This window comes from Pseudomonas sp. GM60, from assembly GCF_000282415.1.
Classification (GTDB): domain Bacteria; phylum Pseudomonadota; class Gammaproteobacteria; order Pseudomonadales; family Pseudomonadaceae; genus Aquipseudomonas; species Aquipseudomonas migulae.
Genome location: NZ_AKJI01000054.1, coordinates 1 through 17,191, shown reverse-complemented (window position 1 = coordinate 17,191; position 17,191 = coordinate 1). Strand labels below are relative to the sequence as shown.

At 58.6% G+C, this 17,191-nt stretch carries 18 protein-coding genes; 13 read left to right on the top strand and 5 right to left on the bottom strand.

The genetic code is table 11. The annotated features are described in order from the left end of the window. The first annotated feature begins 72 nt into the window (after window positions 1-72). The 3 genes from argJ (at window position 73) to PMI32_RS15110 (ending at window position 3,092) form a co-directional block, all read left to right on the top strand. Window positions 73-1,290, top strand: a complete 1,218-nt coding sequence (gene argJ / locus PMI32_RS15100; protein WP_008029257.1) for a bifunctional glutamate N-acetyltransferase/amino-acid acetyltransferase ArgJ — start codon at window positions 73-75, stop codon at window positions 1,288-1,290. Window positions 1,291-1,512: 222 nt separating this feature from the next. Then, on the top strand, window positions 1,513-2,145 hold the full coding sequence (locus tag PMI32_RS15105) for a glutathione S-transferase family protein (RefSeq protein WP_008029255.1): 633 nt from the start codon (window positions 1,513-1,515) through the stop codon (window positions 2,143-2,145). Continuing rightward, entirely contained in the window at window positions 2,142-3,092 is a 951-nt protein-coding gene (locus tag PMI32_RS15110; RefSeq protein ID WP_008029253.1) for a Nudix family hydrolase, read from the top strand. Before PMI32_RS15105 ends, PMI32_RS15110 begins: the two co-directional genes overlap by 4 nt. Before the next feature lie 97 nt (window positions 3,093-3,189). Here the strand turns inward: PMI32_RS15110 and PMI32_RS15115 are convergent, their stop codons facing one another. From PMI32_RS15115 to PMI32_RS15125, 3 genes are read right to left on the bottom strand one after another with little or no spacing between them, the layout of a single operon-like run. Beyond that, window positions 3,190-3,771: a cob(I)yrinic acid a,c-diamide adenosyltransferase gene (locus tag PMI32_RS15115; RefSeq protein ID WP_008029250.1), complete on the bottom strand. Its 582-nt coding sequence runs from the start codon at window positions 3,769-3,771 to the stop codon at window positions 3,190-3,192. Window positions 3,772-3,773: 2 nt separating this feature from the next. Then, window positions 3,774-5,810: a sensor histidine kinase gene (locus PMI32_RS15120; protein ID WP_008029248.1), complete on the bottom strand. Its 2,037-nt coding sequence runs from the start codon at window positions 5,808-5,810 to the stop codon at window positions 3,774-3,776. Between the two features lie 45 nt (window positions 5,811-5,855). Then, a complete protein-coding gene (locus tag PMI32_RS15125; RefSeq protein WP_032828753.1) occupies window positions 5,856-6,773 on the bottom strand; it encodes a putative 2-dehydropantoate 2-reductase in 918 nt (305 codons plus the stop codon). Window positions 6,774-6,913: 140 nt separating this feature from the next. On the opposite strand from PMI32_RS15125, the gene PMI32_RS15130 reads away from it, so the two are divergent. Both PMI32_RS15130 and PMI32_RS15135 read left to right on the top strand, forming a co-directional pair. Then, window positions 6,914-7,399 (top strand): YajQ family cyclic di-GMP-binding protein, encoded by a 486-nt coding sequence (locus PMI32_RS15130; protein ID WP_008029244.1) that lies wholly within the window; start codon window positions 6,914-6,916, stop codon window positions 7,397-7,399. A gap of 139 nt (window positions 7,400-7,538) precedes the next feature. Continuing rightward, entirely contained in the window at window positions 7,539-8,381 is an 843-nt protein-coding gene (locus PMI32_RS15135) for a mechanosensitive ion channel family protein (protein WP_008029242.1), read from the top strand. Window positions 8,382-8,457: 76 nt separating this feature from the next. Here the strand turns inward: PMI32_RS15135 and PMI32_RS15140 are convergent, their stop codons facing one another. Further along, window positions 8,458-9,822, bottom strand: a complete 1,365-nt coding sequence (locus PMI32_RS15140) for an OprD family porin (RefSeq protein WP_008029241.1) — start codon at window positions 9,820-9,822, stop codon at window positions 8,458-8,460. 916 nt (window positions 9,823-10,738) lie between these two features. On the opposite strand from PMI32_RS15140, the gene PMI32_RS15145 reads away from it, so the two are divergent. Next, on the top strand, window positions 10,739-11,164 hold the full coding sequence (locus tag PMI32_RS15145; protein WP_008029239.1) for an HIT domain-containing protein: 426 nt from the start codon (window positions 10,739-10,741) through the stop codon (window positions 11,162-11,164). Window positions 11,165-11,167: 3 nt separating this feature from the next. Then, complete coding sequence (locus PMI32_RS15150; protein ID WP_008029236.1) at window positions 11,168-11,374, top strand: SlyX family protein; 207 nt, start codon at window positions 11,168-11,170, stop codon at window positions 11,372-11,374. Window positions 11,375-11,435: 61 nt separating this feature from the next. On the opposite strand, the gene PMI32_RS30870 is transcribed toward PMI32_RS15150, so the two are convergent. Then, a complete protein-coding gene (locus tag PMI32_RS30870; RefSeq protein WP_008029235.1) occupies window positions 11,436-12,038 on the bottom strand; it encodes a cold-shock protein in 603 nt (200 codons plus the stop codon). A gap of 308 nt (window positions 12,039-12,346) precedes the next feature. On the opposite strand from PMI32_RS30870, the gene PMI32_RS15160 reads away from it, so the two are divergent. From PMI32_RS15160 to ruvC, 6 genes are all read left to right on the top strand, one after another. After that, window positions 12,347-12,817, top strand: coding sequence for a Dps family protein (locus tag PMI32_RS15160; protein ID WP_008029233.1), 471 nt, complete (start codon window positions 12,347-12,349; stop codon window positions 12,815-12,817). A 259-nt stretch (window positions 12,818-13,076) separates the two neighbouring features. Further along, entirely contained in the window at window positions 13,077-13,415 is a 339-nt protein-coding gene (locus PMI32_RS15165; RefSeq protein WP_008029232.1) for a ribbon-helix-helix domain-containing protein, read from the top strand. Between the two features lie 136 nt (window positions 13,416-13,551). Beyond that, window positions 13,552-13,773 carry an FmdB family zinc ribbon protein gene (locus tag PMI32_RS0128845; RefSeq protein WP_010457489.1) on the top strand — a complete coding sequence of 74 codons (222 nt, stop codon included), beginning with the start codon at window positions 13,552-13,554 and terminating at the stop codon, window positions 13,771-13,773. A gap of 100 nt (window positions 13,774-13,873) precedes the next feature. After that, the gene (gene aspS, locus PMI32_RS15170) at window positions 13,874-15,649 is read left to right on the top strand and encodes an aspartate--tRNA ligase (RefSeq protein WP_008029229.1); all 1,776 of its coding nucleotides are present in this window, start codon (window positions 13,874-13,876) and stop codon (window positions 15,647-15,649) included. A gap of 120 nt (window positions 15,650-15,769) precedes the next feature. Further along, window positions 15,770-16,516, top strand: coding sequence for a YebC/PmpR family DNA-binding transcriptional regulator (locus PMI32_RS15175; protein WP_008029227.1), 747 nt, complete (start codon window positions 15,770-15,772; stop codon window positions 16,514-16,516). Window positions 16,517-16,671: 155 nt separating this feature from the next. Beyond that, the coding region (ruvC, locus tag PMI32_RS15180; RefSeq protein ID WP_008029225.1) for a crossover junction endodeoxyribonuclease RuvC at window positions 16,672-17,191 on the top strand (520 nt) is incomplete at its 3' end.

Here is a 17,191-nt window from a genome sequence, read left to right as displayed (position 1 = left end):
GCGGCGTTTTGCCATTTACACCACCGTTCTTCCTGAAAGCGGTGCAGACATCATTTATTAAGGAGCGCATTCATGGCTGTTGGTCTTGGTCCTTTGCCAACGTTGCACCCGGTTGCCGGTTTTGAACTCGGTATCGCCTCGGCCGGCATCAAGCGCCCTGGGCGCAAGGATGTCGTGGTCATGCGCTGCGCCGAAGGCTCCACCGTGGCGGGCGTGTTTACCCTGAACGCCTTTTGCGCCGCTCCGGTGATCCTGGCCAAGCAGCGTGTGCAAGGTCCGGTGCGTTACCTGCTGACCAACACCGGCAACGCCAACGCCGGCACCGGCGAACCGGGTCTGGCCGCCGCCGAGCGCACCTGCGCGAAACTGGCTGAGCTGACCGGCGTCGATGCCAGCCTGGTGCTGCCGTACTCCACCGGTGTGATCGGCGAACCGCTGCCGGTCGAGAAAATCGAAGGCGCGCTGCAAGCCGCTCTCGACGACCTGTCGGTGAACAACTGGGAAGCTGCCGCCACCGGCATCATGACCACCGATACCCTGCCGAAGGGCGCCAGTCGCCAGTTCCAGCATGACGGCGTGACCATCACCGTTACCGGCATCAGCAAAGGCGCGGGCATGATCCGTCCGAACATGGCGACCATGCTCGGCTACATCGCCACCGACGCCAAAGTCTCCCGCGATGTGCTGCAAAACCTGTTGCTGGACGGCGCCAACAAGTCGTTCAACCGCATCACCATCGACGGCGACACCTCGACCAACGACTGCTGCATGCTGATCGCCACCGGTCAGGCGGCACTGCCGGAAATCACCTCCGCCAGTGGTGAACTGTTCGCCAAGCTGAAACAGGCTGTGTTCGAAGTGTGCATGGACGTGGCCCAGGCCATTGTGCGTGACGGCGAAGGCGCGACCAAATTCGTCACTGTTGAAGTCAACGGCGGCGGCAATCACCAGGAATGCCTGGACGTCGGCTACACCGTGGCGCACTCGCCGCTGATCAAGACCGCGCTGTTCGCATCCGACCCTAACTGGGGCCGCATCCTGGCTGCCGTTGGCCGTGCCGGCGTACCTAACCTGGATGTGAGCAAGATCGACGTGTTCCTCGGCGAAGTCTGCATCGCCAGCCGTGGTGCCCGCGCATCGACCTACACCGAAGCCCAGGGCGCAGCGGTGATGCAGCAGGAAGAAATCACCATCCGTATCGAGCTGGGACGCGGTGACTGCAGCGAAACCATCTGGACCACGGACCTGTCCCACGAATACGTGAAGATCAACGCCGAGTACCGTACCTGATTACTCTGTAGGAGCCGGCTTGCCGGCGAAGGCGTCCTCATCTGCGATTGATGTGTTGAGGCCGCTACCGCTATCGCTGGCAAGCCAGCTCCTACAGTTGACCCGGTCGGTCGCAAGATTGGCGGCTGACGAAGATCCCTGTGGGAGCGGGCTTGCCCGCGATGACGGCCGACCGGACTCCAGAGATTCTGGCTCGTCCCCTCTGACAAGAAGGCACCTAGCATGTCCTTGCACCTGATCATCGGCGACAAATTGCATTCCTCCTGGTCCCTGCGCGGCGCCCTGGCCCTTGACCTGGCCGGCGCCCCGTACACCGAAGAATTGATCAAACTGAACCAGCCGGACACTCGCGAGCAGTTGCTCAAACATTCACCGACCGCCAAAGTCCCGTTGCTGAAAACCGAGCACGGCACCATCGCCGATTCCCTGGCGATTGCCGAGTACCTGGCCGAACAATTCCCTCACTCCGGCCTCTGGCCCAAAGACGTCGCGGCCCGCGCCCAGGCACGTTCGGCCTGTGCACAGATGCACGCCGGCTTCTTTGCCATGCGCGGCAACATGCCGTTTGACCTGAGCCGCGACGCACCTTTGTCGCCGGTCCCGGCTGACGTCCAGGCGGACATCGAACGCATGCTGGCGTTGTGGGCCGAGTGCCGCGCAGCCGCGACCGAAACCGGTCCATACCTGTTTGGCCGTGCGACCCTGGCCGATGCCTTCTTCGCACCGATTGCCGTGCGCCTTCGCACCTACCAGGTGAAGTTGCCGGTGGCTGACGAGGCCTACGTCGAAACGATCTACCAATGGCCAGCCTTCAAGGCCTGGCAAAAGGCGGGTCTGGAGGAGGTCGGGCAGTGAAACGAGTACACGTAGCCGCCGCGGTTATCCGCGAGAGCAGCGGCAAGATCCTTATCGCCCGGCGCGCCGACACTCAGCATCAGGGCGGTCTTTGGGAATTCCCGGGTGGCAAGGTCGAGGCTGACGAATCCGTGGAAACTGCGCTGGCCCGTGAGCTTCATGAAGAGCTGGGGATTGTGGTCAATGCCGCGCGACCGCTGATCAAGTTCCGCCATGACTACCCGGACAAACAAGTGTTGCTGGATGTCTGGGAGGTCTCGGACTTTTCCGGCGAACCTCACGGTGCCGAAGGCCAGCCTTTGGAATGGGTGGCGCCGCGTGATCTGCCGGGCTATGAGTTTCCGGCCGCCAACCAGCCAATCGTTGCGGCGGCGCGATTGCCTGCGGCTTACCTGATTACGCCTGAAGATCTGGAAACCCCTGCGCTGCTGCGCGGTATTCAGAAAGCCATCGCCAACGGCATCAAGTTGATCCAGCTGCGGGCGCCCAACGGCTACGACCCGAAATACCGCGATCTGGCGGTGGACGCGGCCGGGCTGTGTGCCGGCAAGGCGCAGCTGATGATCAAGGGGCCGTTCGAATGGTTGGGCGACTTCCCGTCGGCCGGTTGGCACATCACCTCGGCACAGCTGCGCAAATACGCAGCGGCCGGTCGTCCGCTACCGGCGACGCGCTGGTTGGCGGCGTCCTGCCATAACGCCGAGGAACTGGCGCTGGCCGAGCAGATGGGCGTGGACTTTGTGACCCTGTCGCCGGTGCAGCCGACCCTGACGCATCCGGGGGCTCAGCCGCTGGGTTGGGAGCAGGCTTCGACGTTGATCGAAGGTTTCAGCAAGCCGGTGTTCTTGCTCGGTGGTGTTGGGCCGGCGCAAGTTGATCAGGCTTGGGCGGCAGGCGCCCAAGGTGTGGCGGGGATTCGGGCGTTCTGGCCGGATTCTTTGGTGTAGCCACTGGCCTATTCGCGGGCAAGCCTCGCTCCTACAGGGATATGCATTCTCCAGTAGGAGCGAGGCTTGCCCGCGAAGGCGTCCTGAAGGACGTCGATTAAACCCCGGGTTTCGCAGCAGGCTGCCACAAAATCTCCGCAATCCCCTGACGCCTGGCAATCACCCGCGCCACCACAAACAACAGATCCGACAACCGATTAATGTACGCCAGGCCAACCCCGGCCAACGGTTCAAGCGCATTCAAATGCTGACACCGGCGCTCGGCACTGCGCGCCAGGCTTCGGCACACATGCGCTTGCGCAATCAGTGCCGAACCGCCCGGCAGAATGAAATTCTCCAGCGGCCCCAGCTCTTCATTCCACACATCGATCGCCGCTTCCAGGCGTTCGATTTCTGCCGCATTCAACGCCTGATATTCCGGCATGGCCAGTTCGCCACCGAGATCAAACAACCGATGCTGGCAAGGCGCCAAAACCTCGATCACTTCGTTTAATCCGGGAAACTTTCCACGTTCCGCTTCGAGCCCGGCCAACAGCACGCCGACCTGGCTGTTCAATGAATCGACTTCGCCAATGGCCTCGATCCGCGGGTGGTCCTTGGGCACGCGGCGGCCGTCGCCCAGACCGGTTTCGCCTTTGTCGCCGGTGCGGGTGTAGATCTTCGACAAGCGAAAGCCCATGGTTACCTCGAAAGCTGATTGAGTTCTTGAGAAACGAGCGGGGTGCTCGTCAACGGCAGGCGCAAGGTGAAACACGTGCCCTGGCCCAGGGTCGATTGCACTTCCATCTGACCCTTGTGGTTGTTGGTGATGATGAAATACGAAACCGACAAGCCAAGCCCGGTGCCCTGACCGATTTCCTTGGTGGTGAAGAAGGGTTCGAAGGTGCGTTTGCGCACGCTCTCGCTCATGCCGATGCCATTGTCCTCGACCTGGATTTCCGCCCACGGCGGATTGAGTCGGGTCCGCAGGATGATCCGTCCCGGCTCGCAGCCGTCCTCGCGCTGGTGAATGGCTTGCGCGGCGTTTTTCAGCAGGTTGAGCAGCACTTGCTCAAGTTCGTTGGCGGTGCCGGGCACGGGGCCCAGAGCGGGGTCGAACTGACGAATGATCGCCTGACCCTTGAAGTCAAAGCCAATTGCCAGGTCAAAGTCGTTGCCGGCGATTTCCACGGCTTGATCGATCAGCGCCGGCAAATCGCACGGCGCCATTTGCCGGGTGCTGCGGCGGCTGAAGCTGAGCATGTGGGTGACGATTTTCGCCGCCCGGGCGCCCGCCTGTTGAATGCCGTCGAGCAACTGCGGCACCTCACGTACTTTCAGGTACTCGTTGACCGTATCCAGCTCAACGCCGACTTGTTCGGCCTGTTCGAGGTTTTTTGGCAAGTCCGGTGACAGGCGTCGACGAATGTTCTGCACGTTGTGCAGGATTGCGCCAAGCGGGTTGTTGATTTCGTGGGCCATGCCGGCGGCGAGGCCGCCAACCGAGAGCATTTTTTCCGACTGCACCATCATTTCCTCCAGCGACAGGCGCTGGGTGATGTCGTCGATACGGATCACCACACCACGACCGGCACCGCCCATCAGCGGGTAAAAGGTCAGGGCGTAATGCTTGGGTTCATCGTCCTTGAGCCAGGTCACGCGCTCGATCTTCGCCACCGTGTGCTGCTCGACGGTTTGCTTGAGCTGCGGCAGAAACGGTTTGAGCGGTTCGAACGCGAGAAAGATCGGCTGATTCAGCGCTTCGTCCAGGCGCGTGCCGGAGAGGGCGCTGGCCTCCTGATTCCACTGTGTTACGTAGAGCTGCTCGTCGAGGGCGATCAGCGCCGACGGCATGGAGTCGATGATGCTGTTGAGGTAATTCTGGAACCCGGTGAGTTTCTTCTCGATCTTGCTGCGCACCTGGACTTCGAGTTCCAGTTTGCGGTTGGTGTGGCGGGTTTCTTCGGCCAGGCCCTGGGCCTGATCGTAAGCGGCCTGGGATTCGTCCCGTGCCCGTTTGAGTTGCTGCTCCCGTGCCTCGATGCGCGAGAGCATGGTGTTGAACGCCTCGGCCAGGCTGCCGATTTCGTCATGGTTGCCGCGTGAGGCGCGCAGGGCGTAGTTCTCCTCTCGGGTCACTTGCCGGGACAGCTCTTCGAGTTGATGGATCGGCCGGGTAATCAGGCGTTTGATCTGCCGGGCGATCACCAGCCATAACAGCACGCTGAAGATCAGAATGCCGAGGCTGGCAGTCAGGGTCCCGGTGTAGAAGGCCATCGGCAGTTCGCTGCTGGCGACCAGCAGCAGATGGCCGGGCGCGGTACCGGGGCGGGGCAGGGTGATCACTTGGTTGCTGCGAAATTCGGTGGCTTGCCAGGATTCGATGTGGCGGTAACGCTCGGGCAGGCCCAAATGATCGCCACGTTGCAACTGCGCCAGTCTTTCGCCCTTGCCGTCATACAGGGCTGCCGCGCGTAGCGGTGAATAACTGTTGAGCTCATTGAGCAGCCGCTCGGCATTTTGTGGTGACTGCAGTGCTTCAGCCACCAGGCTCGGGTTGGACACCAGTCGGCCGATGGTCTGCAAGGCCTGGGGCGCCATGCTTTCCTGGGAAATGTAGTACGCGGCGCTGATAAAGGTCAGGTTGGCGACCAGCAAAACGGTGGTCAACAGCACCAGCAGGGCGGCCAGCAGTTTCTGGCCGACGGGAAGGTTTTCAAGGCGCTGGCGCAATGGCATCAGGTTTATCGCTGAAAAGGAACAAGTGGCCAGCGTAGCCGCTGCTCAGTCGCTGGGCAATCCAAGGCTGTGCAGATGGGCGATCAAGCGTGATTCAAGCTGATTGAGGTGCGGCAGGTTCAGTTGGTGTCGCGAAGCCACTTTGCAGACGTAGCCCAACAAATAGCTGATTTCGGTACGGCGTTGATTCGCAACGTCCTGATACATCGACGAGAAATTGGCTGCAGTTGCGTGAATTACCCGTTCCACTTCCGGCTGGAGGTTTTCGGCGGCGGCCGGCTGGCCACAGCGTTCAAGCAGCTCGGTCAGTTCACCGCAGAGGGTGGCGACTTCACAGTGATGGTTCTGCAATCCGCCATTGCGGCAATCGTGTAACACCGTCAGTGGATTGATCGCGCAGTTGAGCGCCAATTTCCGCCAGAGCCGGGTCAGAATGTCGGTGCTCCACTCGTGGGGAATCCCGGCGGCACTCACGTCATCCAGCCAGATCGGCGCCACGGGATGACCTGCATCCCCCAGCCAGGTGTAACCGTGACCGGCGAATACCACGCGCCAGTCACCGTCGCGATACGCGCCTTCGGTGCTCGAAGCAAAAATGCAGCGCGCCTGAGGCACCTGGGCCGCAACGGCGTCCTGACTGCCAAGGCCGTTCTGCAACAGGATCAATTCGGCGCCGGGCACGAGGCGCGGCGCCAGTCGGGCCACGGCCTGCTCGGCATCGTAGGCTTTGCAGGCCACCAGCAGGCGGTTGATCGGTTCATCGCTGTCGGTAGTTTCGCCGGGGATGGCATACGTTGTTGCTTCGCCGTGCTCCACCAGCGTCAAGCCGCCCGCTGCCTGATAAGCCTGCAAGCGCGGCGCATCCCGCACGATCAGCCGGACCGGCACTCCGGCCCGCGCAAGACGCGTGGCCCATAAGGTGCCGAGGCTGCCGGCGCCCAGAACATGCCAGGTGGTGGACATCAGCTTTTTGCTCTGTTTAAGGCGCGCATCGGACGCTCGCAGTGAATGATGGGAAAGACCCGTTATAATCAGCGCGGATTTTAACCGCAAGCCAGGCGTGCTCCATCTTGATCGAGCGCGCCCTTTATTGGAGAGATTACATGCCGTCGTTCGACGTGGTATCCGAACTGGACAAACACGAAGTCACCAACGCGGTCGAGAACGCCGTCAAGGAACTCGATCGTCGTTATGACCTGAAAGGCAAGGGCACCTTCGAGTTCAAGGAAAAGGAGCTGACCGTCAACCTGACCGCTGAAGCCGATTTCCAGCTCGAAGCAATGATTGAGATCCTCAAGCTGGCGCTGGTCAAGCGCAAGATCGACGTGCAGTGCCTTGAAGTCAAGGATGCCTATGCGTCGGGCAAGCTGATGAAGCAGGAAGCCGTTCTCAAGGAAGGCATCGACAAAGAGCTGGCGAAGAAAATCGTCGCTCACGTCAAGGACGCCAAGCTCAAGGTGCAGGCCGCCATTCAGGGCGAGCAGGTGCGCATCACTGGCAAGAAGCGTGACGATCTGCAGGAAGCCATTGCGGCCCTGCGTGCCAAGACATTCGACATGCCGTTGCAGTTCAACAACTTCCGCGACTGATTTTTTCAGGCGGGAACCTCTCGGCGTTTTCGGCGTCCGAGGCCCAAGCAGCGGCAGAAAGGCTGCCCCCGAACGGGAGCAGCCTTTCTGCCGCTTATTTTTTTCGCGTGCCGTGTGGCCGGAAATCAGGAGAATGTAGATGGACTTGAATGCGGAAGTGGACAACCTGGTCAAGGCGTCCCAAGCCTGGATTCCGATGATTATGGAATACGGCAGCCGGGTGCTGCTGGCGATCATCACCCTGGCCATCGGCTGGTGGTTGATCAACAAAGTGACGCAGAAGCTGGGCGGCCTGATCGCGTTGCGTAACGCTGACCTGGCGCTGCAAGGCTTCATCAGCAGCCTGGCGAACATTATTCTGAAGATCTTGCTGATCGTCAGCGTGGCGTCGATGATCGGTGTCGAAACTACTTCCTTCGTTGCCGCAATCGGTGCGGCCGGTCTGGCCATCGGTCTGGCATTGCAGGGCAGCCTGGCGAACTTCGCCGGTGGCGTGCTGATTCTGTTGTTCCGTCCGTTCCGTATCGGTGACTGGATCGAAGCTCAAGGTGTTGCCGGTACGGTCGACAGCATTCAGATTTTCCACACTGTGCTGCGCACTGGCGATAACAAGACCATCATCGTCCCGAACGGCAACTTGTCGAACGGCATTATCACCAACACTAACCGTCAACCCACCCGCAAGGTTGTGTTTGATGTGGGCGTGGATTACGAAGCGGACTTGCAGAAGGCCCGCGAAGTGTTGCTGGACCTGGCCAAGGATGAACGCATCCTGGCTGAGCCGGCTCCGCAAGCTGTCATTTCTACCCTGGGCGACAGTTCGATCACTGTTTCCCTGCGAGTGTGGGTGAAGACGGCGGATTATTGGGATGTGATGTTCATGTTTAACGAACAGTCCCGTGACCGGTTGAAAACGGCCGGCATCGATATCCCGTTTCCACAGCGGGTGATTCGTGTGGTGCAGGAATCTGCGGTGCAGTAAGCAACAAGCAGGCAACAAAAAGGCCCATCCGAAGATGGGCCTTTTTTATTTGTTACCGCAAACTAACTGGATGCGATTACAAAATCGACAGCGGGTAGTCGACGATCACACGGAACTCTTTCACGTCGCCTTCACCTTCGTCGGCGTTAGCAAAGTGCCAAGCTTGACGGAAGCGAACGGACAGATCTTTAGCCGGGCCAGACTGAACAACGTACTTGGCTTCGAAGTTGGTTTCGTTGTGTTTGCCGTCGGCCCCGTACAGTGGGTCGCCGTCGTTGTTACGGTATTTGCTGTTGGCAGCCAGACCGGTGCCATCGATGTCCCAACCCTTAACGTAGCGGGTCATGAAGCTCAGACCTGGAACGCCGTACTCAGCCATTTTCAGATCGTAGCGAATCTGAGCAGACTTCTCGTTAGGAGCGTTGAAGTCGGAGTACTGGATGGAGTTGGCGAGGAAGATCGAGTCGCCACCGCGGTTGTTCTTGCCGATACCGACGTAGTCGAACGGGGTATCGCCATTAACCTTTTGGAAGGCCAGGGTGATGGTGTGTGCTTTCAGGAACGAGAGAGCAGTTGCCAGCGAGAATGCGGTGTTGCTGATGTCACCGACTTTCGAATCACCGGTATCGGTGGTGCGATAGATGTTGAAGTCAGTGTTCAGCGACGTGTCACCACCAAATGGAGTGGTGAGGTTCACGTTGGCGTAGTACTGGTTCCAGATGTCTTCCAGCTGGGCACCGTACAGCGACACGCTCAGGTTGTCGTTGATGCCGTACTTGCCACCGATGTAGTCCATGCTGTCAGCTTTCACGCCAGCATAGTTTGCCCACAGGTCGCCGTCACGGGAGTTTTTGTCCTGGCTGGAACCCGAGTAGAAGTGACCGCCTTCGAGGTCAAGGTCTTTGACTTCGCTGCTCTGCAGTTGGATACCGCTGGCAACTTGAGGAAGGATACGGGAACCACCAACAGCAAACACTGGAGCAGTGCTTGGCGACATGTCGCCGAGTTTCAGCTCGGTTTTGGAGACGCGGAATTTAATGGCCGCGCCGGCTTTACCCTGGCTGTCGTTGACTTCACGGGCATAACCGTTGGCCTTGACGGTGTCGCTACGGCTCATGTTACCCGAACCGGAAGTGCCATCGCCGCCATCCAGTTTGATGGCCAGGTAACCGAATGCATCAACGCCAACACCAACAGTACCCTGGGTGTAACCGGAGTTGAAGGTGCCCCAGATACCTTGGGTCCAGTCTTTGACGTCGTGGCCGCCGTCTTTGTTGTCACGGTTGAAGTAGTAGTTGCGAACCAGCAAGTTCAACGAGCTGTCTTCAACAAAACCTTTGGCTTCAGCCTGGTCACTTACGAAAGGTGCGGCCGTAGCCACTTGAGTACTGGCTGCTGCTGCAACTGCCAGTGCGATCATGCTCCACTTCATCACGCGCATCGTGATTTGCTCCTTTGGTTTTAGAAGAGTACTGCCGTCCCACCTGTTTTATTATCTGGGCGGCTCTTTCTTTTTGTGTCGGCGCAAACTTATATCACGCCGACCATGTTGGCGATACTTGCGTATCTATCCTTTCAGCTTCTTTACGACCCCGTCGCAAACAGCTTGGTAGATGTCGCAAATTTACAGCCCCAATGCAACCGGAATGACAACGTCATCGCTGTTTTCCAAGGCGTGAGCATCGGTAAAAAGAGTCCCTGGTGAAACGTTTGAATCTCCATCGGGCAACCCTGCCACTGTTTTTATTTGCCTGAAAGCTTCCACTTCCAGTGGTTGCATTGCAGGCGATGTGAGTGTGAATGCAACAAGCGTGCACAAATCAGAAAACTGCTGTTTTTTTTTCTGAACGCCAGCCTGTTACCGTAAAAACCTCATAAAACCGGGGGTTACAAGCACCTTTTAATGGGGCTTGACGCCACGGTTTGCATCGTGTTGCGCCCTCCTGGCCGACTGCGTGACAAGCAAAAACGTTACCGGTTCACCCCGTCAGTGGGTAATTGGCGGATACCCGACGCACTCAGCGTAGACGCACTGTGCGGTTTTGGTGCAAAAAATTTTAATCGCTGTACTGAATTCATACAGCATGACTGATGGGTGGGTGCGAACAGGTCGTTGTCCATCAGTCATTTCAGCGTTTTTTGCATGATCATCGGTTCTGTAATGGTGCGCCCTTGCGAAAAATGTCTCATGTCGGAGCGCGCATTCTGTAGGCCGCTCGAATTTCGATGGGCCTTCGGCCGTGGTTCGTCGTGAAGGCGGTGGTGTTCACAGGTATGCTGCCGTCCTGTCGCTTGGTGCGTCGTCCTGCGTGGAGGGGCGCTAAGCTGAAAATGATGACTAGACGGGAGTGCGCGCAGTGTTCGCTTTAGATCCACGACTTCAACAAGACACGTTACCGATCGGGGATTTCCCGCTCAGCCGGTTGCTGTTGTCCAATGATTCGAACTACCCGTGGTTCATCCTGGTACCTCGTCGCGACGATATCAGCGAGATATTTCAGTTGGATGTCGCTGATCAGGTGCAGCTCTGGAAGGAAACGACTGCGCTGGCGGAAATGCTCAAGGACTCGTTCGACGCGGACAAATTGAACGTCGCAGCCCTGGGTAACGTCGTCAGTCAGTTGCACATGCATGTGATTGTGCGCAAGCGTGAGGATGCCGCCTGGCCAGCCCCGGTCTGGGGCAAGCACCCGGCGAAGCCTTACAGTGCAGAGCAGATCGCGGTGATTCGCGAGCGGCTGCGTCTGGTGTTGACCGATGATTTTACGTTTCTGGAGGGTTGAATCATGAGCCTGGAAGAACGCGTTACCGATCTGGAGAGCCAGCTGGCCTTTCAGGATGACACCATCCAGGCATTGAGCGATGTGCTGGCGACGCAGCAGCGTGCCGTTGAACGTCTGCAACTGCAAATGGCGGCCTTGCTCAAGCGCCAGGAGGAAATGGCCGGCCAGTTCGAAACGTTCGAAGAAGAAGCGCCACCGCCGCATTACTGAACATGCAGGCGTAAAAAAACCGCGAGCAGCCTGGCTGTTCGCGGTTTTTTTTAGCCTTGAATCAGCGTCGCGGAAGAGCGGCGATCACGTCTTCGGCTTGCAGGCCCTTGTCACGATTCATGACGGAGAACTCCACGCGCTGGCCTTCGACCAGGACGCGATGACCTTCGCCACGAATGGCCCGGAAATGCACGAAAATATCATCGCCGGAATCACGGGAAATAAACCCGAAGCCTTTGGAGGTGTTGAACCACTTCACGGTGCCGGTATCGCGGTTGGTCATGTCATAGCTTGGCGAAGCGGTGGCCGGTGAAGATTTGTAGAAGCTGATGGCCAGATGAAGAAGCACGGCGATCAGGGCCGCCACCAGGCTGAACAGTACGGCAGGTTGACCGGCGATGACAGGCATCGGCGCGAGCAGCGTCAGGGTTTGCAATACGACAGTCAGAACCAGCAGGGCGCTGACCAGGTTTTGCAGTTGATGACGCGGGCCTTTGTTCCAGTAAGGGATTACAGGAGCGAGGGTCAGGTTGAGCAGGCCGAAAAAGGCCAGGTAAAGCGCATCGGGTTGTTGCAGGTAAGGAACAGCTTCGGATCGCAGGCTAGGGATGAAGGACAGCAGCAGGGCCGCTGCGCCCATTAGCAGGTGGACGATTTTCAACATTTTGATTAACTCACGTTAAGACGGATCACAAGGAAGAGCTGATGGAGCACGGTTCGCTTCAGAACAATAAGAGGCGTTGAGCACGTACTCGTTATCAGCCTATGCGCAGCGCCCGGAAAAATAGGGCTTTGCGACACACTGCCTATTTAACAGCAAAGCTTGCGGCTACTCAAATCAGGGAGTCCAGCGGTGCATCGGGGGTGATTTTTCGCAGGGAGCGGGGGCATTCCCGCCTGCGGTGTGGCGACAGGCTTGCTAGAGTGGTCCTGCACCTGTCGGATGAATTTGATCACCTTTAGGGGAAAAGCATGGCAATCGATATCGGTATCAGTGAAGAGGATCGCAAGTCCATCGTCGACGGACTTTCGCGTCTGCTGTCGGACACTTATGTACTTTATTTGAAAACCCATAATTTCCACTGGAATGTCACCGGTCCCATGTTTCGGACCCTGCACCTGATGTTCGAGGAGCAATATAACGAGTTGGCCCTGGCGGTCGATTCGATTGCCGAGCGCATTCGCGCGCTGGGCTTTCCTGCTCCGGGTGCCTATTCCATTTATGCGCGCCTTTCTTCTATCAAGGAGGAACCGGGCGTGCCCAGCGCTGAAGGCATGATCAAACAACTAGTCGAAGGGCAGGAGGCCGTCACGCGTACGGCGCGGGGGATCTTTCCCCTGCTCGACAAAGTCAGCGACGAGCCCACGGCGGATTTGCTGACCCAGCGTATGCAGGTTCACGAGAAAACCGCATGGATGTTGCGCGCCTTGCTGGATGAGTAACGCGTTCAGTGCGCGGATGGAGCCTTGCAGGCGTTGTCCGCGCGCTGTCGTTTCGGCCTCTCTTCGTTGAGTGATCTTGCGCCAGTAGGTGTAGGAATTTGTCCGGACTAGGACGGTCTCCATGATCCGCCTTCAGTTGTTGGCTTATCCTACGTGGATGGTCAAAAAGTCATCTGGATATAACTTTGCGCCTGCGCTTTTATAAGAATCACAGCATGACTCTTATAAGAGCCAGGGATGGCAAAGGAGTGTCAACGGTATGGTTTATGAAGACAGGCGAAGCGAGGGGAGGAACGGTTCATTCAAGGATGTAAGGATCGATCCGTTTGTCAGTGAATTCGATATGGGTCTGGCCCAGCCATTATCCCGATCCGTACGGCTGAATGGCTTTGCCACCTGCTTGCGGCTTGAGCAGGTGTATTGGGATATTTTGGGGGAAATGGCCAGGATCAATTGCTGTTCGGTCAGTGCGTTGTTGTCTCACGTGGATCGAGAAGTGCATTTGCGCCACGGCGGGGTGAAGAATTTCAGCGGGCTGGTGCGGGTTGTCTGCGTTGTGCACAGCTTGAAGGAGGGGAGTTGCGTCGTCATGGCCTAGCCGTGATGGCGGAATGCATCGTGTGTCAGTCTGTGCAGTCTTACGGCTGCACAGGCTGCATTTAATGGATATAATCCCGCTCTTTGCCGCAAAACCCAGCGTGCGCGGTAGCAATCTGATCGCCGAGACAACCCCCATGCCGATGTACGACTATCAATGTGCTTCCTGTGGTCATCAGTTGGAAGCCATTCAAAAGATCAGCGCAGCACCGCTGGTCGACTGCCCTGCCTGTCAGGCGCCAGAGCTCAAGAAGATGCTGTCCATGCCGGGCTTCCGCCTTAGCGGCACCGGCTGGTACGAAACCGATTTCAAGACCGGTTCCAAGAAGAACCTGGCCGGCGGCGATAAAGCCGACTAGGGTCTGGAACCTGAGTTGAACGACACGTGCGAGCTCTTGCACCATCCCGTGTGCAAGGCCTCTAACCGAATTTCGAATTACGAGAAGTGAAACCACTACCATGATGCGCAGCCATTATTGCGGCCAACTGAACGAAAGCCTGGAAGGCCAGGAAATTACCCTTTGCGGATGGGTTCACCGTCGCCGTGACCACGGTGGGGTGATTTTCCTCGATATCCGTGATCGTGACGGTCTGGCCCAGGTGGTGTTCGACCCGGACCGCGCTGAAACCTTCGCCGCCGCCGACCGCGTGCGCAGCGAATACGTGGTTAAAGTGACCGGCAAGGTCCGTCTGCGTCCGGCCGGTGCGGGCAACGCCAACATGGCGTCGGGCATGATCGAAGTGCTGGGCTACGAGCTGGAAGTACTGAACGAATCGGAAACCCCGCCGTTCCCGCTCAACGAATATTCCGAAGTGGGCGAAGAAACCCGTCTGCGCTATCGCTTCCTTGACCTGCGTCGCCCGGAAATGGCCGAGAAGCTGCGTCTGCGTTCGCGCATGACCACCAGCATCCGTCGTTACCTCGACGAGAACGGTTTCCTCGACGTCGAGACGCCGATCCTGACCCGTGCCACCCCTGAAGGCGCACGTGACTACCTGGTACCGAGCCGTACTCACGCCGGCTCGTTCTTTGCCTTGCCGCAATCGCCACAGCTGTTCAAGCAGCTGCTGATGGTGGCCGGCTTCGACCGTTACTACCAGATCGCCAAGTGCTTCCGCGACGAAGACCTGCGTGCCGACCGTCAGCCTGAATTCACTCAGATCGACATCGAAACCAGCTTCCTCGATGAAAAAGACATCATGGGCCTCACCGAAGGCATGATCCGCAACCTGTTCAAGGAAGTGCTGGATCTGGAATTCGGTGAATTCCCGCACATGACCTTCGAAGAGGCCATGCGTCGTTACGGTTCCGACAAGCCGGACCTGCGTAACCCGCTGGAACTGGTGGACGTTGCCGATCAACTGAAAGAAGTCGACTTCAAGGTCTTCAGTGGCCCGGCCAACGATCCGAAATGCCGTATCGCCGCCCTGCGCGTTCCTGGCGCGGCGAGCATGCCGCGCAAGCAGATCGACGACTACACCAAGTTCGTCGGCATCTACGGTGCCAAGGGCCTGGCGTACATCAAGGTCAACGAGCGCGCCAAAGGCGTTGAAGGCCTGCAGTCGCCAATCGTCAAGAACATCCCTGAAGCCAACCTCAACGTGATCCTCGATCGCGTTGGCGCAGTGGATGGCGACATCGTGTTCTTCGGTGCCGACAAAGCCAAGATCGTCAGCGAAGCCTTGGGTGCGCTGCGGATCAAGGTCGGTAACGACCTGGACCTGCTGACCTGCAAGTGGGCGCCAATGTGGGTCGTCGACTTCCCGATGTTCGAAGAAAACGACGACGGCAGCTTCACTGCCTTGCACCACCCGTTCACCGCGCCGAAATGCACCCCGGAAGAGCTGGAAGCCAACCCGGCGACCGCCCTGTCCCGTGCCTACGACATGGTTCTGAACGGCACCGAGCTGGGTGGCGGTTCGATCCGTATCCACCGCAAGGAAATGCAACAGACGGTATTCCGCCTGCTGGGTATCAATGAAGCGGAACAGGAAGAGAAATTCGGCTTCCTGCTCGACGCCCTGAAATACGGCGCGCCGCCGCACGGTGGTCTGGCCTTCGGTCTGGACCGTCTGGTGATGCTGATGACCGGCGCCCAGTCGATCCGTGAAGTGATCGCCTTCCCGAAAACCCAGAGTGCTGCCGACGTGATGACGCAAGCACCGGGTGTGGTTGATGCCAAGGCATTGCGCGAACTGCACATTCGTCTGCGCGAAACGCCAAAGGCTGAGTAAGGCTGACCCTGAAGGCGCATCCTCATGGGATGCGCCTTTTCTTCAGGTCGAGATTTTTTGTTTGCTGGCCGGCACTCCGTGTGTGGCGGGCAATGTTTCAAAGAGAATTCGGAGCGAGTTATGGCGGGTCATTCCAAGTGGGCGAACATCAAGCACCGCAAAGAACGTCAGGATGCCAAGAAGGGCAAGATTTTCACCAAGTGGATTCGTGAACTGACCGTTGCTGCCCGTCAGGGCGGCGGTGATCCGGGCTCCAACCCGCGTCTGCGACTGGCCCTGGACAAGGCGCTGGGCGCGAACATGAGCCGCGACATCATCGATCGCGCGGTGGCTCGCGGTGCCGGTGCTGCCGACACCGATGACATGGTCGAACTGACCTACGAAGGCTACGGCCCGGGTGGCGTGGCGGTGATGGTCGAGTGCATGACCGACAACCGCAACCGCACCGCAGCGGCTGTTCGCCATGCGTTCAGCAAGTGCGGCGGCAACCTGGGGACCGACGGTTCGGTGGCTTATCTGTTCGAGCGCAAAGGGCAGATTTCCTTCGCGCCGGGCGTGGATGAAGACGCCTTGATGGAAGCGGCGATGGAAGCCGACGCCGATGACGTGGTCACGAACGAAGACGGCTCCATTGACGTGTTCACCTCGTTCGCCGGTTTCTACTCCGTGCGTAATGCGCTGGAAGCCGCCGGTTTCAAAGGTGATGACGCGGAAATCGTCATGCTGCCGACCACCAGTGCCGAACTGGACCTGGAAGGCGCCGAGAAAGTCCTCAAGCTGATCGACATGCTCGAAGACCTGGATGACGTGCAGAGCGTCTATTCCAACGCGGATATCCCCGAGTCGGTGGCCGCACAGCTCGGCTGAAGGTGTCCCCTGTAGGAGCGAGCCTGCTCGCGAAAAACCTGAGAGCACCGCGCTAATTCAGGTGTGGCGCGTTATCGTTAACGTCCATCGCGAGCAGGCTCGCTCCTACAGTGTTGTGGGTTCGCCACGCACATTCATTACAACCCGCAGGCGTTATGACTTTAATTCTTGGTATCGACCCTGGTTCGCGCATCACCGGTTATGGCGTGGTACGCGATACCGGGCGCGGCTGCGTGTACGTGGCGTCGGGCTGTATTCGTACCGGTTCCGGCGAGTTGCACGAGCGTCTGCAAATCGTCTATCGCGGCGTGCGTGAAGTCATCCAGACCTATGGACCAGTGACCATGGGCATCGAAAAGGTGTTCATGGCGCGCAACGCCGATTCCGCGCTGAAACTCGGTCAGGCCCGAGGCGCGGCAATCGTTGCCGGCGCCGAAGAGAATCTGGAAATCGCCGAATACACGGCCACCCAGGTCAAACAGGCAGTAACCGGGACCGGCGCGGCGAATAAAGAGCAGGTGCAGATGATGGTGATGCACATGTTGAAACTCACCAGCAAACCGCAAATCGATGCCTCGGACGCCCTGGCCATTGCCATTTGCCATGCTCACACCCGCTCCAGCCTGTTGCCTCATGGTCTGGGCACGGCACGCAGTCGTGGCGGGGGCCTGCGTC